The organism is Olleya aquimaris, from assembly GCF_003259525.1.
Taxonomy (GTDB): domain Bacteria; phylum Bacteroidota; class Bacteroidia; order Flavobacteriales; family Flavobacteriaceae; genus Olleya; species Olleya aquimaris.
In genome coordinates this window covers 91,976-109,847 of sequence record NZ_QLLO01000004.1, presented here as the reverse complement: position 1 = coordinate 109,847, position 17,872 = coordinate 91,976, and the positions used below count along the sequence as shown (strand labels likewise).

Below are 17,872 nucleotides of genomic sequence, written 5' to 3'. Positions count from 1 at the left end.
ATATAAACAATGAAAAACATATATAAACTTGCTTTACTATCAATACTAATTGTGTCTTGTTCTGGAAACAAAGAGCAATCTATTGAAGAATTAATTGCTACAGGAGACGCACAAATTATTCAAACTAAAAAGGAAGAATTAGTGACTAAGCAACAAGAAATCGCTAATCAAATTAAGCAATTAGATGATAAGCTAGAAGACATTAATCCGGATAGAAATGTGCCTTTAATTACTACTATTACTTCTAAAGCTGAACCTTTTCAGCATTATTTAGAGCTTCAAGGTGGTGTAGAAACCAAACAAAACTTAGTCATTACTCCAGAAATGGGCGGAATACTTCAACGTGTTTACGTTAAAGAAGGACAAAAAGTAACTAAAGGACAATTACTTGCAACTATTGATGATGGTGGTATAAGTCAACAAAAAGCACAATTACAAATTCAAGCAGATTTAGCTAAAACCACTTTCGAGCGTCAAAAACGCCTATGGGATCAAAAAATAGGTAGCGAGATACAGTATTTACAAGCAAAATCTCAGTACGAAGCTTTACAGAAAAGCATCAACCAAATTAATCAACAATTAGCAAAAGCAAATGTTAGAGCACCTTTCTCTGGAGTTATTGATGACGTAATTACAGAACAAGGTAGTGTAGTTGCTCCTGGACAAACACCTTTAATGCGTATTGTTAACTTAAACAATATGTATATAGAAACAGATGTCCCAGAACGTTATATTACAGATATTACAGAAGGTAAAGATGTTATTGTTGAATTTCCGGTTTTAGGAAAAACCTTAAATGCAAAAGTAAGACAAACAGGAAACTTTATTAATCCTGCAAACCGTACGTTTAAAATTGAAATAGCTGTACCAAACAAGGACAAAAGTATTAAACCAAACTTAACAGCTAGGCTAAAAATTAACGATTACACTAATGAGGAAGCTATCTTAATTCCGCAAAGCGTCATTTCTGAAAACGCAAATGGAGAACAATACATTTACGTCCTAAAAGATAAAAAAGAAGACAAAGCTGTTGCAGAGCAAATTATTATTGAAACTGGTAAAACACAAGGAGATAATATTGAAATTATTTCTGGTCTTCAACCAGATATGGAAATTATTAAAGAAGGTGCTAGAAGTGTTAAAGATGGACAGACAGTCAAAATAACCAATAAAAAAATTGACTAATGATTAAGAAAAAACACAACAAAAAAGTCGATAAAGAATTTGGTTTATCCTCTTGGGCAATTAATAATAAAACCACCATGTATGTGGCTATTATTTTAATACTTTTTTTAGGTAGCTCTGCCTATTTTAGTATGCCAAGAGAGAGTTTTCCAGAGATAAAGGAAACAAAAATATATGTTAGCTCTTTATTCCCTGGGAATACTGCAGAAGATATCGAAAAACTAATTACAGACCCTATAGAAGACAAACTTAAAAACGTTAGTAATGTAGTAGAAATTACCTCAACTTCTCAAGAAGACTTCTCTATGGTTATTGTAGAGTTTGATGAAGGTATTACAGTAGAAGCTGCTAAGCAAAAAGTAAAAGACGAAATTGATTCTGAAACCTCCAGCGAGGATTGGCCAACTTTTAATAACGCAAAAGTAGAACCAAATGTTTTTGAATTGAGTATGTCTGAAGAAATACCAATCCTAAACATTAATATTTCTGGAGATTATCCAGTAGAAAGATTAAAAGAATTTGGAGAATATCTTGAAGAAGAAATCGAAGATTTAGACGAAATCAAAAAAGTAGATATTCGTGGTGCACAAGATAAAGAAGTAGAAGTTGCAGTAGATGTGTTTAAAATGATGGCTTCTAAAGTTAATTTTCAAGACATTATTAGCGCAATTGGCAATGGTAATACAACCATGTCTGCAGGTAACTTTATTACAAGCGGACAACGTCGTACCATTAGAATTTTAGGCGAAATTGATCGACCTGAAGATTTAGAAAATTTTGTAGTTAAGTCAGAAAATGGTAATCCAATCTATTTAAAAGACATTGCTACCGTAACATTTAAACCTAAAGATAAAACCACTTACGCCAGAGAATTTAATTCTGAAACAGGAAAAGGAGACCCTGTTGTAATGCTAGACGTAAAAAAACGATCTGGAAAAAATATGGTGACTGCTGCAGAAAAAGTAGAACAGATTGTAACAAAAGCAAAAGCAGAAGTTTTTCCAACTAATCTAAAAATTACCATCACCAACGATCAGTCTTCAAAAACTATTGGACAGGTAGACGATTTAGTTAACAACATCATTTTTGGTATTATACTAGTGGTTACCGTTTTAATGTTCTTTTTAGGATTTAAAAACGCATTATTTGTTGGTTTTGCTATACCAATGTCTATGTTTATGTCTTTAATGATATTGGACACCTTGGGCTACACCATGAATACAATGATATTATTTGGATTAATCATGGGTCTTGGTATGCTAGTAGATAATGGTATTGTAGTAGTAGAAAACGTGTACCGTTTAATGGATGAAGAAGGCATGTCGCGTAAAGAAGCTGCTAAAAAAGGTATTGGCGAAATTGCTTTTCCTATTATAATTTCTACTGCAACCACTGTTGCTGCTTTTATTCCGTTAGGATTATGGCCAGGTTTAATGGGACAATTCATGATTTATTTTCCTATAACTTTATCTGTTGTTTTAGGGTCGTCTTTAATCGTAGCCATCTTTTTTAATTCGGTTTTAGTCTCTCAGTTTATGACAACAGAGGATAAGGATATGCCATTAAACAGAATTATTATGATTTCTTCTATAATTGGAGGAATTGGTTTAATTATAGCTCTTTTTGGTGGAGATTACAGAGGGTTAGGAACTGTTATGGTCTTTACAGCTATACTACTTTGGGTCTACCGATTAGTGTTAAGAAAAGCAGCAAATAATTTTCAAAATAAAACACTGGTAAGACTAGAGAATTTTTATGAAAACTCACTTTCATCTGCTTTAAAAGGATGGAGACCTCAACTTATTACTATTGGAACTATAATTTTATTATTTATTGCTTTTGGTGTATTCGGAGCTTCGGTTGCTACTCAACGTACTAAAATTGAATTTTTTCCAGATAATAAACCTAACCAAATTATTGTCTATATCGAATACCCTCAAGGTACAGATATTGACAAAACAAACACGATTACTAAAGAGATAGAACAAAAAGTATTTAGCATACTAAACGATCCTGAATATGTAGAAAATGGTAAAAACTTTTTAGTAGAAAGTGCAGTATCACAAGTTGGTGAAGGTGCTGGAAACCCTCAAACAGATGGTGGTTCTTCAGATAAAATGCCTCATAAAGGAAAGATTACTGCGTCAATGACTGAGTATAAATTCCGAAAAGGAAAAGATAGTGAAGCGCTTAGACAAAAAGTACAAGAAAGCTTAACAGGTTTATATCCAGGTGTGTTAATTTCGGTAGAAAAAGATGCAAATGGACCACCTATTGGTGCACCAATTAACATAGAAATTGAAGGTGACGACTATAACACTTTAATTAACCTTGCAGAGGAAATGAGAGAGTACATTAACTCTAAAAACATTGCTGCAATAGACGAGCTTAAAATAGATGTTAACAAAGACAAGCCTGCAATGCAAGTAATTGTTGATCGTGAAAAAGCAGGAGAATTAGGGGTTAGTACAGGACAGGTTGGACAACAATTACGTAACTCGTTATTTGGAGCAAAAGCTGGTGTTTACAAAGAAGATGGAGATGATTATGATATCTACGTTAGATTTAACGAAGATTTACGTTACAATCAAAGCGCACTATTTAATCAGAAAATTATCTTTAGGGATATGGCATCTGGACAAATTAAAGAAATACCTGTTTCTACTGTTGCAAAACAAAAAAACAACTCAGGGTTTAGTGCTATTAAACATAAACAGACCAAACGTGTGGTTACAGTTTATTCTGGATTAGCACCTGGATATGTAGATGCTGGAGCTGTAGTAAATCAGATTAAAAACGAAATGAAAAATTTTGGCGAACTACCAGAAGGTGTCAAATTTGATTATACAGGACAAATTGAAGAACAAAATAAAGAACAAGCCTTTTTAATGGGTGCCTTTTTTACTGGTTTAGGATTAATATTCTTAATCTTAATCTTTCAATTTAATTCATTATCTAAACCTACCATAATTATGTTAGCTATCTTTTTAAGCTTAATTGGTGTGTTTGGCGGAATTGTAATTACTGGAGCTTCATTTGTAATATTAATGACCATGATGGGGATTATTTCCTTGGCAGGAATCGTAGTAAATAACGGAGTGGTTCTTTTAGATTATGCACAATTATTAATTGACAGAAAGAAAAACGAATTAGATTTAGATGACGAAGAGTATCTTCCAAAAGAAGAATTACTCGCACAAATTATAAAAGCTGGAAAAGCACGTTTACGTCCAGTTTTACTAACTGCAATTACAACTATATTAGGGTTAATTCCGTTAGCTATTGGACTAAATATTAATTTCTTTTCGCTTTTTAGCGAGTTTGATGCAAATATTTACATGGGAGGAGATAACGTAATTTTCTGGGGTCCATTAGCATGGACAGTAATTTATGGCTTATTTGTCGCAACATTTTTAACCTTAATTGTTGTCCCAGTATTATTTTACTTAGCCATGCAGTTAAAAATGTGGATTCATAATAAGTTTTCAAAAACTGAAAACGTTTTACAAGAAGACCAATTAATAGATTTAGAATAATGCATTTAAAGCCTCAATTAACATTGAGGCTTTTTTTATGCTGTTAAAAAATGGCAGTCAAAATATAAATATTAAATTTGCACTTCTAAAAATAGATTATGTACAGAAGTCATACTTGTGGAGAGCTAAGAGCATCACACATTAATACAGAAGTTACCCTTTCAGGTTGGGTTCAAAAATCAAGAGATAAAGGATTTATGATTTGGGTCGATCTTCGTGATCGTTACGGAATAACTCAACTTATTTTTGACGAAGAACGTACACCAAAAGCCATGATGGAACAAGCGCAAAAGCTTGGTCGTGAGTTTGTCATTCAAATTAAAGGAACTGTTATTGAACGTGAATCTAAAAACAAAAACATCCCAACTGGAGAAATTGAAGTTTTAGTAAAAGAACTAACCCTTTTAAACCAAGCGTTATTACCTCCTTTTACTATTGAAGATGAAACAGATGGTGGCGAAGAATTACGTATGAAATATCGTTATTTAGATATTAGACGTAACCCAGTTAAAAACAATCTCATTTTTAGAGCAAAAGTAACACAAGAGGTTAGAAACTTCTTATCTAATGAAGGATTTATAGAAGTTGAAACACCTTACTTAATCAAATCGACACCAGAAGGTGCAAGAGATTTTGTAGTCCCTTCTCGTATGAACGAAGGTCAATTTTATGCCTTACCACAATCACCACAAACCTTTAAGCAATTGCTAATGGTTGGTGGCATGGATAAATATTTTCAGATTGTAAAATGTTTTAGAGATGAAGATCTGCGTGCCGACAGACAACCAGAATTTACACAAATAGACTGCGAAATGGCATTTGTAGAGCAAGAAGATATTTTAAATGTTTTTGAAGGCTTAACACGTCATTTACTTAAAGAAGTTAATGGAGTTGAGATTGAGAAATTCCCAAGAATGTTATATGACGATGCTATGCGTTTATACGGAAACGATAAACCTGACATCAGATTTGGAATGGAGTTTGGCGAGCTAAACGAGGTGGCACAACATAAAGATTTTGGGGTATTTAATAATGCCGAATTAGTTGTTGGTATTGCAGTTCCTGGCGGAAACACATATACCAGAAAAGAAATTGATAAATTAATAGACTGGGTAAAACGTCCACAAGTTGGTGCTTTAGGTATGGTATATTGTCGCGTTAATGATGATGGCACCTACAAATCTTCTGTAGATAAATTTTACGATCAAGACGATTTAGCAAAATGGGCAGAAGTTACTGGTGCTAAACCTGGTGACTTAATTTGTGTATTATCAGGAGACACCAATAAAGTGCGTGCACAACTTAGTGCATTACGTATGGAATTGGCAGAGCGATTAGGCTTACGTGACCCTAAAGTATTTGCACCATTATGGGTAATGGATTTCCCATTATTAGAACTTGACGAAGAGACTGGACATTACCATGCAATGCACCACCCATTTACTTCTCCAAAACCAGGTCAGATAGAATTATTAGACACAAAACCAGGAGAAGTTAAGGCTAATGCTTATGATTTAGTCCTTAACGGAAACGAAATTGGTGGTGGATCTATCCGTATACACGATAAAGCCACACAAGCTATTATGCTAAAACATTTAGGATTTAGTGAAGCAGAAGCTAAAGCCCAATTTGGATTTTTAATGGATGCTTTTGAGTATGGTGCACCTCCACATGGTGGATTAGCGTTTGGATTAGACAGATTAGTTGCCATTCTTGGTGGACAAGAAACTATTAGAGACTTTATAGCATTCCCTAAAAATAATTCGGGACGTGACGTTATGATTGACGCTCCTGCGCCAATTGATGATGAACAACTAAAAGAATTAAATTTAAAATTAGATTTATAATCATAACAACAAAAATCCTGCAAATTGCAGGATTTTTTGGTACATTTAATTCATGCCTAAACAACCACTTCTAAAACGGTTTTTTATTTGGAGATTAAAACACATCTCTGAAAAAAACTTCACTTATATATTAAGTGGGCTTGTTGGTTTATTGGCTGGTTTAGCTGCTGTAACGTTAAGAAATATAACCTTTACCATAGAAGGTGCTTTAGACAATTTAGTAGTGTTTTCTAAAAACCAAGTCTATTTTATACTACCAGTTATTGGATTATTTTTAGTGTACTTATTTGTAAAATATGTCACTAAAAAAAATGTAGAACATGCCATTCCTTCTATTTTATTTAAACTATCCAAACGTAGTGGATTAATCGAGCGTTCTAAAATTTACATTCCGTTAATCACAGCACCATTAACGGTTGGTTTTGGTGGATCTGTTGGATTACTTGGACCTGCTATTGCTTCCGGATCTGCCATAAGTTCTAATTTAGGTAAGTTGTTTCATGTTAATCAACAAACACGTACTTTATTAATTGGTTGTGCTGCAGCAGGTGCCATTTCATCTATATTTAAATCGCCTATTGCTGCCATTATTTTTGCAGTAGAAGTGTTTAGTTTAGATTTAACTTTTGCGTCGTTATTACCACTATTAATAGCTTCGGTATCTTCGGTATTAACCTCTTATTTCTTTTTAGGTGACGACTTATTATTCAACTTTAATTTTTCGGATAAGTTTGAAATTAAAGACACTCTATTTTATGTTGTTTTAGGTATTGGAACTGGCTTTGCATCTATATATTTTACTAAAATGTACTTTTTCATTTTAAAGTTTTTTGAACGCTTTAGATCGCGACTCATAAAACTAATTATTGGTGGTTTAGCAATTGGTGTGATGTTATATTTTATTCCGCCACTTTATGGTGAAGGTTTTGGGTTTATTAATAGTCTATTAGCTGGTGACCATTTAACTGCTTTAGGCACAACACCTTTTGACCATTTAAAAGATAATATTTGGGTGATTATTGGATTACTTATTGGGATTACAATTTTTAAAGCCATAGCAATGACCACAACCTTTGCTGCTGGAGGAGCTGGAGGAATTTTTATTCCTACCATGGTAATGGGTAGCGCTTTGGGTAATGTAGTGGCTAAAATTATTAATAATTTAGGGTTAGGCTTTAATGTATCCGAAACTAATTTTACTTTAATTGGTATGGCAGGTTTAATTGCTGGTGTGCTTCATGCACCTTTAACTGCTATTTTCTTAATCGCTGAAATTACTGGTGGTTACGAATTATTTATACCCTTAATGATTGCAGTGTCTATGTCTTTCATTATAAAAAAGAATGCAATAGACTTTACTATTTATACTAAAGAATTAGCTTTAAAAGGCGAGTTACTAACACATAACAAAGACCAAAGCGTGCTAACATTAATGTCTTTAGATAGTGTTATTGAAACTAATTTTGTAAAACTAAAACCTACTATGACCCTTGGTGATATGTTACATAAAGGTGTTGCAAAATCAACAAGAAATTTATTTCCAGTGGTTAATGAAGATAAAGCACTAGTAGGTATTATTTTGTTAGACGATGTTAGAGAAATCATGTTTAACCAATCGCTTTATGATACTACTCTTGTAAGCGATTTAATGCATAATCCACCAGACATCATTGACTATAAAAACGATTCTATGAAAATAGTGATGACCAAATTTCAAGATTCTAATGCATGGAATTTACCAGTTATAAAAGACGAAAAGTATATTGGGTTTGTATCCAAATCTAAATTACTAACAGCATACAGACGACAATTAATTAATTATACCACGACTTAAATTTATAATATGAGATACCTTATAGCTTTAGCTTTTGTTGCATCAGTAACTAGTATTATTTGCGGTTATACTCTAGAAGTTGATTATGCCCAAAAACTAATTGGTTTTGGTGTAGTTGGGTTGTTTTTTGTAGTTATTCCTTTATTTACCTACCACAGATGGAAAAACAGAGATGCTAAAGAGTATATGTTAACTAAAGAAAAGTTAGAAGAGATGCGCAAAAAAGAAGGTGATACACGTAAACTTTAATTTAAATTACGTTTTTCAATAAAAAATCGTTTTAATAATTTAGAGGCTTCCTCTTCTAAAACACCACCTTCAATGGTTGTTTTTGGGTGTAACGTAGTTTTTAAATTAATACAACCACGTGCTTCATCCCTTGCTGCATACACAATCTTAGAAATCTGACTCCAATACAAGGCTCCAGCACACATTTGGCAAGGTTCTAAAGTCACATATAACGTGCAGTCTTTTAAATATTTTCCACCTAAAAAATTAGCAGCAGCAGTTATGGCTTGCATCTCGGCATGTGCAGTAACATCATTAAGCAATTCGGTTAAATTATGTGCTCTGGCAATAATTCTATCTTGGATAACAATTACAGCGCCTACTGGGATTTCACCTTTATTAAAAGCCTCTTCAGCTTCCTGAAGTGCTTTTTGCATAAAGTATTTGTCGTCGTATGGGTTTATCATAATCTCAAACATACAAATAAAAAGGAAAATCATATATTTGATTTTCACTAAAAAAATCGAAATATGAAAATTAAAATATTATTTACAGGAATTGCATTCGTCATTTTTTCTTGTGGATCATCAACTGAAGAAGATGCTGCAAAACGCTTTTGTGAATGCGCTGGAGACTTTACTACAGAAATTACTAAAATAAGAGAAAATTCAGGAGAAATGAATAGGGAAAGTTATAATAAAGCTTTAACCGAGTTTAAAGAATGTGCCGATCCTGGTGGTGAACTCAAAAAAATGGAAGATGCTATGTCACCAGAAGAGCGCAAAGCCTATGCTGAAAGAATGCAGACTTTAGTAAAAGCCAATTGTCCTGATATTGTTGAAGCAATGGGAATGGATAAATAATTTACTTATTTAAATATTAATTACCACCTATAATTAAAATATGAAAATAAAATTAGTGTTAGCCAGTTTGGCTGTAACTGCTGTGTCTTGCACTGGGACACCAGAAGAAGAAGCTGCAAAGCGTTTTTGTGACTGTTCTGAGGATGTTACAGAAATGATGAAACAGATGAAAGAAGATCCAAATTCTACAGATTTAGTAGCTTATAAAAAAGCTATGGACGACTTAACAGCTTGTGTAGATCCAGATGGTGAAATGAAAAAAAAGGAAGATGCAATGACTAATGAAGAGAAATTAGCACATGGAAAAAAAATGCAAAGTTTAGTAAAAGCCAATTGTCCTGAAGTTGCTAAAATAATGGGAATGGAATAATAGTTTTTAATATAAACAAGCAGAAAAACTTGTACTTTTGCTAGGTGCAAAAACAGTTTTTAAAACATATAAACTCTCCAGAACAACTTCGTCTTTTAGAACAAGACGACTTACCTATTCTTGCACAAGAACTACGAGATTTTATAATCAACATTGTAGCTACTAAAGAAGGTCACCTTGGCGCAAGTCTTGGCGTGGTAGAGCTAACCATTGCGTTACATTATGTCTTTAACACACCTAAAGACCAATTGGTTTGGGATGTTGGTCATCAAGCCTATGGACATAAAATTATAACTGGTCGTAAAGATAATTTTGACACCAACAGACAATTTAAAGGGTTAAGTGGTTTTCCAAAAAGAGAGGAAAGTGTTTTTGACACCTTTGGAGTTGGACACTCTTCCACTTCTATCTCTGCCGCTTTAGGTATGGCAATTGCCAGTCAATTAAAAGGTGATATAGACACACAACATATTGCTGTAATTGGTGATGCTTCTATAGCAAGCGGAATGGCTTTTGAAGGCTTAAATCATGCAGGTGTTACTAATGCTAACTTATTAGTGATTTTAAACGATAATGCTATTGGTATAGATCCTAGCGTTGGTGCGTTAAAGCAATACTTAACTAACGTAAAAAAAGGCACTGAAAAGCAAGACAATATATTTGAGGCTTTAAATTTTGATTATTCTGGACCAATTGATGGTCACGATTTACCACTTTTACTTTCTGAATTAGAGCGATTAAAAAAAATTAAAGGTCCTAAGTTTTTACATGTTATAACAACTAAAGGAAAAGGATTACGTCAAGCGGAAGAACAGCAAGTCACCTATCATGCTCCAGGTAAATTTAACAAAGACACTGGAGAGTTGATTGCTAAAATAAGCACGACACAACAAGCACCAAAATATCAAGATGTATTTGGATATACCATTGTAGAATTAGCAAAACAAAACGAAAACATAATTGGGATTACACCTGCTATGCCAACAGGTAGCTCATTAAAATATATGATGGAGGAAATTCCCGATCGTGCTTTTGATGTTGGTATTGCAGAGCAGCATGCTGTGACTTTTGCAGCAGGATTAGCCACTCAAGGATTAATTCCGTTTTGTAATATTTACTCGACGTTTTTACAACGTGCATACGACCAAGTAATACATGATGTTGCCATTCAAAATTTACCAGTAATATTTTGTTTAGATCGTGCTGGATTGGTTGGACAAGATGGTGCAACACACCATGGTGTTTTTGATATAGGGTATTTACGCTGCATACCAAATCTTATTGTTTTTGCACCTAGAGATGAAATAGAACTTCGTAATATAATGTATACCGCACAATTAGGTTTAAAACAGCCCATTGCTATTAGATATCCACGAGGAAGAGGAGTTACAATCGATTGGAAACAACCTTTTTCCAAAATTGAAATTGGAACTGGTCAACAACTTAAAAAAGGACAAAATATTGCTATTTTGTCTATAGGAAATATGGCTAAAACTGTTATGGAAGCATTACATTTAATTGAAAACCAGTCTGACTTTTCACATTATGATATGCGTTTTGTAAAACCATTGGATGTGGCAATGCTTCATGATATTTTTAAAACGCATCACACTATCATTACCATTGAAGATGCTGCAGTAAAAGGAGGTTTTGGTAGTTCTATTGCAGAATTTTCAGCAGAACATAACTACAAAAACAAGCTGATTATTAAAGGGATTCCTGACCAATTTATTGAACATGGAACGGTTGAAGAATTACATCAATCTATTCAACTTGATGCGACAAGTTTAAGTGAACTCCTAAAAAAAATGACAGACTAAACATTAGTCTGCCATTTATATATCTTTGTATTTAGTTTTCTAGTTGGTGGTAAAAGACCAAACTTGACCTATACTTTTTGTTCCACTATCATCTTTAGTATCAATTCTCCAATAGTAAGTTGTTGCAGCAACTGTAGTCACATCAAATGTTGATGCAGACACATCAGACTGTACAAGTGCTGGATTATTAGTATCTCCAAAATACACATCGTATGTTAGGGTATCGCCTACATCTGCATCTCCTCCAGTCCAACTTAAAGTAGTTGTTCCAGCATCCACAAAACCATCCATTTCTGGTGCATTTAAAGTTGCTGTAAATGGTGCGTAATTAGACACGCCATCTCCTTCTGTATAAAATGCATAGGTTTGTGAAGGCGCAGCTTCATCCTGAGAATCTTTAGCGATAACATTCCAATAATAGGCTGTTCCAGTATCTAAAGTTACTGATCTGCTATTAGTAGATGCTGTTAATTGCTCGACAATATTTGTCATGTCTCTATCTAATGCTATTCTTAATGTATAGGTAACAGTATCTCCATCAGGATCTGTCGATGCAGACCATTGAAAGTTTATGGTATTATCTATACATAATAAATCTGCTGTTGGATAAACAAGCGTACTTACTCTAGTTGGTGCCGAATTAGGTGTTGGAGGTGGTGTGCTTCCGCCATCTCCTCCGCCATCATCACTTCCACCACAAGATGCAATTAATAGACATGCAAATAGTATTGGTAATAAATTTATTTTCTTAATCATCTTCTTATTTTTTTATAATTTTTAAAACTTTTGGTCCATCAACATTTAACCTCACAAAGTATAATCCTTTATTTAAGTTACTAAATGGTAACTCGATTACATTAGAATTAAAATTTGTAACGTTTTTATTGAACACTAATTTACCATTTACGTCAAATACTTGAACCTCTATTTGGTCCTGATTAACAGAAGTAGGTAAAGATATTTTAAGCATATCATCAACAGGATTAGGACTAGCTACAATGTCTAATTGATTGATAATGGTAGTCCTAAATGTTCCTTCACAAGCTTTAGAGGTTTTAATTTCTAACTCTCCAGAACCCTCTAATTGGATATCAAATATTGGAGTGCTTGTTATTTTAATGACTTCATTATTAAATGTAACTGTGTAAGGAGCGGTTCCTGCACTTACATTTACTGTTCTTGAGTTTGACGCATCGTTATTATTATCTGAGTTATTTATAATTTCTAATTCTATAACCTCAGCTGCATCAATATTAATTTCAAAACACTGCTCGTAAGTAGTTCCATTAACTGCAACACAAACAGTATAAGAGCCAACTGCTAAGTTTTCAAAAGAGAAGGTGTTAGTTGTAATTTGCTCGGATAAATTCACTCCTGTACCCACTACAGTTGCTGTATAAGTCACAAAGGTTTCATTAACATTTACTATAACTTGACCATTGTTTTCGCCTTCGCAAGTTTCTGAAACTACTTCTATAGAGATATTATCTGCATCCAAGTAACTTGTATCACAAACATCACCAATTCCGTCACCATTACCATCTGCTTGATCTGCGTTAGGTGTATCTGGACAGTTATCTACAGCATCAAAAATACCATCACCATCAGAATCCTCACAAGCATCTCCAATTCCGTTTCCATCTGCATCTGCTTGATCTGTATTTGCAATTGTTGGACAGTTATCATTAATGTCTAAAATACCATCTCCATCTGTATCTTGACAAGCATCTCCAATTCCGTTTCCATCCGCATCTGCTTGATCTGCATTAGGAGTGTTTATACAGTTGTCAACATCATTAGTTATACCATCACCATCTTCGTCTCCATCTGGATCTAAAGCATCAAAACTACCAGAAAAGACACCTCTTCCATAAGTGGCAGCATAAACCGTGTTATCATCTCTTAAATCTAGATCCATAACTTTAACATTAGACATTCCGTTAAACGCTTGGTTCCAGTTTGGACTCGCGTCAGAAAAATTGCTTGTGTACCAAACCCCTAATTCTGTACCAATGATAACCTCATCTAAATTTAAAGGATTTTGTAATATAGCTTTAACAGGCATATCTGGTAAATCACCTTCTTTTGGTGACCAGTTGGCACCACCATCACTAGTGTACCATATACTTTGTACTCCGTAGTTATGAATAGTAACAAAAATATCATTTTCAGATTGTCCAAATTCTATATCAGAAATACTTCCAACAATAATGTTATTTAATTCTAATTCTGTCCAAACTGGAGCGCTATCTGCATTTTCTACTTTAAATACATCTCCTAAAACAGTACCAACTAATAAAGTTGATGATGTTGTTGTATAAGGTGAAACAGTAAACGCAGTAGGTCTACTATCAAAATCTACATTAGTTAAATTTGTACCCTGTAACGTTGCTGAAGACTTAATACCTGAGTAACGTCTTATTCTTATAAAATCATCTGAAGAATAATTAGAATATAAAACATCTAAATTAGAGTCTAGTGCTTGTGGATTAATAAAAGCTCCGTTAGAAGCACTTTCATTATTAATGGTAACATTAGTATTTGTATCTAAATTGTAAAGATTAATCCCAGAGTTATATACATAATTCCTGATAAAATATCTATCTGTACCATCTTGATCAAAAAAGGTATAAGCACCATCACCTCCATAAGGCTCAACTGAAGGAGATGTCTGGTTAGGATCTGCATCTTGGAATAATTGAGTTCCGTTATCTTGCAATCCACCAGCAAAAAAGTCTCCAGTAAAAGCTGTAGTTGGCCCAACACCTACAGTATAAAATTGTGAAGTATTAAAATCTTTATTTCTAGACGATGTTATAGATCCACCATTACTAGAATAATACACACCACCATCATTTCCAAAAGCCATGATAGTTGAAGACCCATTAGCAAAAGCTAAAGCATGTTGATCTGCGTGTACTTCTTGAAAGCCAAACCCTCCATACCAATGTGAGAATTGTATCCAGTTGGTACCACCATTAGTTGACTTAAATAAATCAATACCTCCAGCATAAATGGTTTGGTCGTTATTAGGGTCTACTTCTAACATCAAGTCATAAAAAGCTTGACCTCTTGTAAAATCTGCAGCAGTAATACCAGTATCAGCATCGTTAGGTAAACTCATTGAATTTGCAGTATTACCAGCAAATCCATTTTCTGTTTTTTCCATGATAACAGGATTGGTAGTTCCTTCTGCAAGTACATATACTTTTTCTGAGTTTGAAGACGACACAGCTATTTGGGTTCTGTCGGCATCTGGTACAGTTCTAGCTAAGTTAAAGTTAACACCATTAGCAGAGCGGAAAATTTTTCCACCACCATCACCATATACTGCACTATTAATTGTTGATACCCATATATTGTTATCAGCACCAATCTCTATATCATTAGGACAATGTTTGTTATTATCTGCTGTTAATGGTAATGAAAGTTCATTCCAATTGGCACCACCATCTACAGATTTATATAATCCAAATTCTGGACCTGTTAAATACGTTGTAGCATTTGCAGCTCCATAAAAGCTATCACCTGCAGCAACATACACTTCGGACACACCTCCATTATTTCTTACTTTAATGTCATTAACAAATTGTATTCCTGGTACTAAGTTTCCAGTAAAAGTCCCTGTGGATGGGTTTAAAGATCCATTAACTGTCCCTGAGATTAATGCAGCTTCTAACAAGTCTCCATCTGCTTTTGAAATCATTACAGAAGGAATAGTGATAGTTGTATCATCTCCACCCATTGGGATTGGAGTTCCTGCAATGTTATTCATCATAATCACTCCTAAAGCTCCAGCATCTTCTGCAAATCTAACTTTATCATCAAAATTACAAGTTCCTCTTCTAATAACAGCAATTTTACCAGTTGCATCAGCACCAAATGCTGTACAACCCAAGGTTGGATTACTACTTGCAGTATCATTAGCTAAAATTAAGTCTGCAGTAATAACAGAAGTAATTTCAGAACCAAATGCAACTGTTGGATAAGACAAATAATCTCCAGCAATACTTGCTGGCGAGTTTATGGTAATATCGGAAGCAGACTCAAAAGTTGTAGGTCCAGAAATTCCTCCAAAGACTTTGGTCCAAGTTGTTCCTGCATCTTCAGATTTCCATACACCATCTCCATTTACGTCACCTCCTACATAAGACTCTCCTGTACCTACATAAAAAATGTTTGTGTTATTTGGATCATAAGTTATACAACTTACTGCTAAATTTTCTGGAATATCTACTCGTGTCCATCCCGAACTAGGATTGGATATATTAGTGTTTTTCCATAAAGCACCACTAACTCCTCCTGCAAAAACAGTTTCGTTTGTCGTATCGTTAGGATCAAACATGATGGCTCTGGTTCTACCTCCAACATTATTTGGTCCTCTTTCTATCCAAGGATTATCTATTGCATCACCAGGAACTCTAGCAGCTTCAAAAGCTTGTCTTTTTTCTTCTTGAATTGCACGAATTTGTCTTAAATTTTCAAAAGTTGGTCGTCCCAATACAGGATTCATTGTCAACTCCCATTCTTGCTCATAGAATTTGTTTGGAGGTAATCCCTCAGCTTTACGTTCTGATTTACTTAATTGTTGCGTTTTTGTAAACGGACTGTTTTCTAAGTTTTTCTTGTGGATTTCTCTAATGTCTTGATCTACTACAGCAGTATTTTTGTCTACTGATTTTACTGTAAATAAGGCAACTAAAATTAACACACATGAAGTGAGTAGTAATAATTTCTTTTTCATTGATTTTTTTTTAAGTCCTTAAAAATAATTGTTTTTATCATTAATACAATGATTATTTTGTTAAAAGGAATTTTTTAGTGATTTGATTAAAAGCTAAAACCTCTTATTTTTTTGTATTGAATAATAGCTTGACTATCCGAGAGTAATGATACATAATGACACACATTTAATAATCTTTGATACAAACTATCTGAATTTAAGTCTAAAATTGCTGGCAAACCTTTCAATATTAATGTGTCATAATTTGAAGCAACACCTTGATAACTATTGTTTACAGCTTTAGTGTAAATTTCTAATAAAGTATTTAACACCTGATATCCTGCTATTTCTTTATCAATAACTTCTTTTGATTGGTATACTTTTTCTATACTTAATTTAATGATATCATTAATTTGTGCTTCATATTGGCTTTTATCTAAAAGACTAATATTAAATTTTCCCTCTAAAATTAGCTCTTCATTTTTCATAAAGATTTCTACAGCTTCATTAATTAAAGTATTTATGGCTAATGCACGTAGATAGCTTACTCTGTCTTTAGTATTTGTTAACTGATGGTATTTTTTTGTATTGATAGAGTGTCTTACTAAATTTATAAGGTACTCTAGTGCGTATTCTTCTTCAATTAACCCTAAGTTAATTCCGTCTTCAAAATCTATTATGGTATAACAAATATCATCTGCAGCTTCAACCAAAAAAGCTAAAGGGTGACGTGCATAACTTATATGTTGTCCATCACCTGTTTTTTTCAACCCTAACTCTTTAGCTAAATCTTGAAAGGCTTCTTTTTCACTTTGAAAGAATCCATACTTTTTATCTGCAATATTTTTAGTTGGTTTTTTTGGCAATGATTCTTTAGGGTATTTTGTAAAAGCACCCAGAGTCGCGTAACTTAGTCTTAATCCACCCTCACGACCTGCTCTACTTTGTGTGACTATTTTAAATCCATTGGCATTTCCTTCAAAATCGCATAAGTCTTGATATTCTTTATCTAATAAATTAGCTTTATACAGTTTCCCCTTTCCAGATTTAAAAAATTCACCTATAGCCTTTTCACCAGAATGCCCAAAAGGTGGATTACCTATATCATGCGCTAAAGCAGCAGATGCCACTATTGCTCCAAAATCGTTTGGCAAATAGCCATGAACCTTTTGTAAATGCGGATGTTTTTCTAATACTTTCTGACCTACTTTTCTACCTAGTGATCGACCTACCACACTAACTTCTAAACTGTGTGTTAATCTAGTATGTACAAAATCGGTTTGAGAAAGTGGTATAACTTGAGTTTTATCTTGAAGGCTTCTAAACTCTGAAGAAAATATTACTCGATCATAATCTACCTCAAAACCTAAACGGGTTTCATCTTGTTCTTGTCTTAATCTTTTATTAGTGTCGCCAAAGCGTTTTAAGGAGAGTAATTGTTCCCAATTCATAATTCTAATTTAATG

General features: G+C 33.7%; 12 protein-coding genes. 8 read left to right on the top strand and 4 right to left on the bottom strand.

Going from position 1 to position 17,872, the window contains the following annotated elements; all coding sequences use genetic code 11:
• Positions 1–9 precede the first annotated feature (9 nt).
• The 5 genes from LY08_RS06895 to LY08_RS06875 all read left to right on the top strand — a co-directional run bounded on the left by LY08_RS06895 (position 10) and on the right by LY08_RS06875 (position 8,651).
• Positions 10–1,185, top strand: coding sequence for an efflux RND transporter periplasmic adaptor subunit (locus tag LY08_RS06895; protein WP_111659716.1), 1,176 nt, complete (start codon positions 10–12; stop codon positions 1,183–1,185).
• Entirely contained in the window at positions 1,185–4,721 is a 3,537-nt protein-coding gene (locus LY08_RS06890; RefSeq protein ID WP_111659715.1) for an efflux RND transporter permease subunit, read from the top strand. Before LY08_RS06895 ends, LY08_RS06890 begins: the two co-directional genes overlap by 1 nt.
• Before the next feature lie 98 nt (positions 4,722–4,819).
• A complete protein-coding gene (gene aspS, locus LY08_RS06885) occupies positions 4,820–6,568 on the top strand; it encodes an aspartate--tRNA ligase (protein ID WP_111659714.1) in 1,749 nt (582 codons plus the stop codon).
• A 52-nt stretch (positions 6,569–6,620) separates the two neighbouring features.
• Positions 6,621–8,402, top strand: coding sequence for a chloride channel protein (locus LY08_RS06880; protein ID WP_111659713.1), 1,782 nt, complete (start codon positions 6,621–6,623; stop codon positions 8,400–8,402).
• Between the two features lie 9 nt (positions 8,403–8,411).
• Positions 8,412–8,651, top strand: coding sequence for a hypothetical protein (locus LY08_RS06875; RefSeq protein WP_111659712.1), 240 nt, complete (start codon positions 8,412–8,414; stop codon positions 8,649–8,651).
• On the opposite strand, the gene LY08_RS06870 is transcribed toward LY08_RS06875, so the two are convergent.
• The gene (locus tag LY08_RS06870; protein ID WP_111659711.1) at positions 8,648–9,097 is read right to left on the bottom strand and encodes a nucleoside deaminase; all 450 of its coding nucleotides are present in this window, start codon (positions 9,095–9,097) and stop codon (positions 8,648–8,650) included. The two genes, LY08_RS06875 and LY08_RS06870, sit on opposite strands and share 4 nt — an antisense overlap.
• A 63-nt stretch (positions 9,098–9,160) precedes the next feature.
• Between LY08_RS06870 and LY08_RS06865 the strand changes: the two genes are divergently transcribed.
• Genes LY08_RS06865 through dxs form a run of 3 tightly spaced genes read left to right on the top strand, consistent with a single transcriptional unit; the run spans position 9,161 to position 11,683 of the window.
• Positions 9,161–9,493: a hypothetical protein gene (locus LY08_RS06865; protein ID WP_111659710.1), complete on the top strand. Its 333-nt coding sequence runs from the start codon at positions 9,161–9,163 to the stop codon at positions 9,491–9,493.
• 40 nt (positions 9,494–9,533) lie between these two features.
• Complete coding sequence (locus tag LY08_RS06860; RefSeq protein WP_111659709.1) at positions 9,534–9,863, top strand: hypothetical protein; 330 nt, start codon at positions 9,534–9,536, stop codon at positions 9,861–9,863.
• A gap of 44 nt (positions 9,864–9,907) precedes the next feature.
• Positions 9,908–11,683, top strand: a complete 1,776-nt coding sequence (gene dxs / locus LY08_RS06855; protein ID WP_111659708.1) for a 1-deoxy-D-xylulose-5-phosphate synthase — start codon at positions 9,908–9,910, stop codon at positions 11,681–11,683.
• A gap of 39 nt (positions 11,684–11,722) precedes the next feature.
• Here the strand turns inward: dxs and LY08_RS06850 are convergent, their stop codons facing one another.
• From LY08_RS06850 to dgt, 3 genes are all read right to left on the bottom strand, one after another.
• Positions 11,723–12,439 (bottom strand): hypothetical protein, encoded by a 717-nt coding sequence (locus LY08_RS06850; protein ID WP_111659707.1) that lies wholly within the window; start codon positions 12,437–12,439, stop codon positions 11,723–11,725.
• 4 nt (positions 12,440–12,443) lie between these two features.
• On the bottom strand, positions 12,444–16,427 hold the full coding sequence (locus LY08_RS06845) for a thrombospondin type 3 repeat-containing protein (RefSeq protein ID WP_111659706.1): 3,984 nt from the start codon (positions 16,425–16,427) through the stop codon (positions 12,444–12,446).
• An 86-nt stretch (positions 16,428–16,513) separates the two neighbouring features.
• Positions 16,514–17,857: a dGTP triphosphohydrolase gene (gene dgt / locus LY08_RS06840; protein WP_111659705.1), complete on the bottom strand. Its 1,344-nt coding sequence runs from the start codon at positions 17,855–17,857 to the stop codon at positions 16,514–16,516.
• Positions 17,858–17,872: the final 15 nt, after the last annotated feature.